At 72.2% G+C, this 3,204-nt stretch carries 1 protein-coding gene and 2 pseudogenes; 1 reads left to right on the top strand and 2 read right to left on the bottom strand.

What is annotated here, in order from left to right; all coding sequences use genetic code 11:
• Nucleotides 1-1,612: pseudogene (locus DY218_RS10845) on the bottom strand (ATP-binding protein); the annotation flags it as partial.
• Nucleotide 1,613: 1 nt separating this feature from the next.
• Nucleotides 1,614-2,428: nitrate- and nitrite sensing domain-containing protein (locus tag DY218_RS35015; RefSeq protein ID WP_233521491.1), on the bottom strand; the 815-nt coding region annotated here is incomplete at its 3' end.
• Between the two features lie 453 nt (nt 2,429-2,881).
• Between DY218_RS35015 and DY218_RS10840 the strand changes: the two are divergent.
• Nucleotides 2,882-3,204, top strand: a pseudogene (locus DY218_RS10840) (hypothetical protein); the annotation flags it as partial.

Genomic DNA, 3,204 nt, shown 5'->3' with positions numbered 1-3,204 from the left:
CGCGGTCGGCGGCGGGCCCCGGCCGCCCGGTGGGCGTCGCGTCGTCCGGGTCGTCCGCGGGCGTACGGGCATGCGGCACGGTCCGGCCGTGCGAGCTGACCAGCTTCGGCGCCCGGCGGCGCGGGAGCGGAACCGGGGAGTCGTCGGCGGGTGCCGTGGACCGGGTCGGCTCGCGCCGTGCCGCGGCCGGGTCGTCCGCCTGCTGGTGCTCCCGGCGGCCGGCGACGAGCGGCTTGCGCGGCCGGAACAGGCCTCCCCGCTCGCTGTCCTCGTCGGTCAGATCGCCGGCCGCGGTGGCGGGTTCGTCCGGCCGGTCGACGGCGCGCACCGGGGGCTCGATCTCGACGGGTCCGTCCAGGATCGACGGCGGGAGGACGGGCAGCCGGGACGGCACCTCGGTCGGCCGGCCGGTCCGGTCGTCGGCCGGCCGGCGCGCCGGGGCGTCCGGGCCCCGGTCGAGCCGGAAGCCCGCTCCGTCGGTGTCGACCGCCTCGGTCAGCAGCGCCTCGGGGATGAAGACGATCGCGGTGGTGCCGCCGTACGGGGACTTCTGCAGGGAGACCCGGACGTTCTGCCGCTGGGCGAGGCGGCTGACGACGAACAGGCCGAGCCGGTCGGTGTCGGACAGCTCGAAGTCCGGGGTCTCGGCGAGCCGCAGGTTCGCGTCCAGGAGCGCCTCGGCGGTCATGCCGAGTCCGCGGTCGTGGATCTCCAGCGTGAAGCCGTTCGCGACGCGCTCGCCGTGCACCTGCACCGCGGTGTGCGGGGGCGAGAACACCGTGGCGTTCTCCAGGAGTTCTGCCACCAGGTGCGTGACGTCCGAGACGGCCGGGCCGGTCACGGCCACCCGGGGCAGCCGGCGCACCTCGATCCGCTCGTAGTCCTCGACCTCGGCGACCGACGCCCGTACGACGTCCATGAGCTGGACGGGTCTGCGCCACTGCCGGGACGGGGCCGCGCCGGAGAGGATGACCAGGCCCTCGGCGTGCCGGCGCATCCGCGTGGTGAGGTGGTCGAGGCGGAACAGGTCGGCCAGTTCCTCGGTGTCCTCGGTCCGGCGCTCCATGGAGTCCAGGAGTGTGAGCTGCTTGTGCAGCAGCACCTGGCTGCGGCGGGCGAGGTTGACGAAGACCTCGGACACTCCGCGGCGCACGTCGGCCTGCTTGACCGCCGCCTCCACCGCGGCGCGCTGCAGGGTGTTGAGGGCCTGTCCGACCTGGCCCATCTCGTCGCGGTCGTACTCGAGCCGGGGGGCCTCCGTCTCGACGTCGACCTGTTCGCCGGCCGCGAGCCGGCGCATCACGCTCGGCAGTCGTACGCCGGAGGCCTCGTGGGCCTCCTTGCGGAGCCGGTTGAGGTCGCGGACGAGGGAACGTCCGATGCGTACGGAGAGGAACAGCGAGAACAGCAGGGCGACCAGGCCGAGCACACCGGCGACCGCCGCCTGTACGAGCACGCGCATCGCCACCGGCTGGACCCGGTCCTGCAGCCGGTCCCCCGCCTCGGAGTTGAGCTCGCCCAGCTGGTCGAGTGCGCCGGTCGCGGCGGTGGACCAGGAGTCGGCGCTCAGGCCGCGTGGCCTGCCGGGGTCCGCGGCCAGGAGGGTCTTCTCNGCGCTCAGGCCGCGTGGCCTGCCGGGGTCCGCGGCCAGGAGGGTCTTCTCGGCGGCGCGCAGCTGGGCGGTGGCGGGGCTCTTCCAGAAGCGTTCGTAGCGCCGGCGTTCGTCCTGGGGCAGGGCCTCGAGGCTGATGTCGTTGCGCTCGGTGCGGCGGACGACGAGTTCGGAGACCTGGCGCAGTTCCTTGCCGTTGATCGTGCCGGTGGCGAGGGCCGCACTCACCAGGGCGTCCTCGCGGGCGAGCAGTTCACGCGCGTACGCCAGGCCGACCAGGGCGCGGCCCTGCCCGTCCATCTCGGAGTCGTCGATGGCGCCGACGTCGGTGAGGAAGGTGTAGCAGGGGTCGATCAGGCGGTTGTAGAGGTCGAGCGCCTGGCCGGCCGTGAGCGGGCCGTCCTCCACGGAACGGCGCAGGCTGGCGATGCCGTCGAAGGCCTCCACGATGGAGGCGAGGCGCTCCCCGGATTCGCCGTCCAACTCCTCGCGCACGTCCGGGTCCTCGGCGCTCGCCCGGGCCAGGGCGACGGTCTCGTCGGTGGCGGCGCGCTTCCTGCGCAGGTCGGTGAGGGCATCGGATGCGCGCGGATCGGCCAGGTACACGAGGGTCTGCCGGCGTTCGTCCTGCAGGACGCGGACGGTGTCCTCGATCGGGTCGCCGACCTTGTCCGCGATGAACGAGACATCGAGCAGCTGCGCGGCCTGCCGGCCGGTGATGACCGTCGCGAAGCCCCAGATGGCGGTGAGGGACACCAGCGGCACCAGGAGCAACGCCACGATCTTCCGGCGGATGGATTTCCCGCGAAAGCGCATGGCCTCCCCCAGCTCGGCCCCTCGACGGGGGTGCGTGCGTCAATAATCTGCGCGAGCCTACTACTGCCGTGGGAGCAACTCGAAGGCCTGTCCGGGCACTTTCCGGCCGTACCGGAAGACTTCCGTCACGAGTTGTCCGTTCTTACCCGGAGATGCTCACCCATCGGGCCCGAAGCGATCTCGGGGCCACTACCCGTGAACCGATGGCCAGTTGGCCGGATCTTTTCGTCGGGTCCGCCAAGGGCGGGAATTCTTGAAGGGGTTCAATCGTCTGTTCCAGTGGGGAGTCGGCGAATCCCGCCCATGTTCCGCATGAGGCGCCGAAACCACCCATGAAGGCGGCGTGAACCGGTGCAAGCCGGGCAGCCAAGGAGACATCGCCCTCGGGAATACGGGACGAGCGGCTGCGAAGTGACGGAGAGAGACGGTCGAATGGGGACGGCAGAACAGCACATGCCGGAGAGCGAATTGTGGATCGACGAGCCGGTGGCACAGCCCCGGATGCCCGATCCGGTACGGACCGCCGCGGTGCGGGCGGTGCTCATAGTGTCGTTGACCCTCATTCAGGCGATGGTCGCCTTCCTCTGCACCCTCGCCGGCTCCTGGCTGGCCTTCCCCATGGTGCTCAGCAGCGTCGCCAGCACGGTCGTCGCCACCTGGGGCGTCCTGGACGTCTGGGTCACCCGCCAGGTGTGGAATCAGCGGCACGGCGTCGTCTCCTCGCCGGGCAGCACCGCGCGGCGGCTGCGCAGGGAGCGCCGCCGGGCCCGCCGGGC

The sequence above is a fragment of the Streptomyces triticagri genome, from assembly GCF_003429565.1.
Classification (GTDB): Bacteria; Actinomycetota; Actinomycetes; order Streptomycetales; family Streptomycetaceae; genus Streptomyces; species Streptomyces triticagri.
Note: the sequence above shows the minus strand (reverse complement) of the source record. Positions and strands in the feature narration are given on the sequence as shown.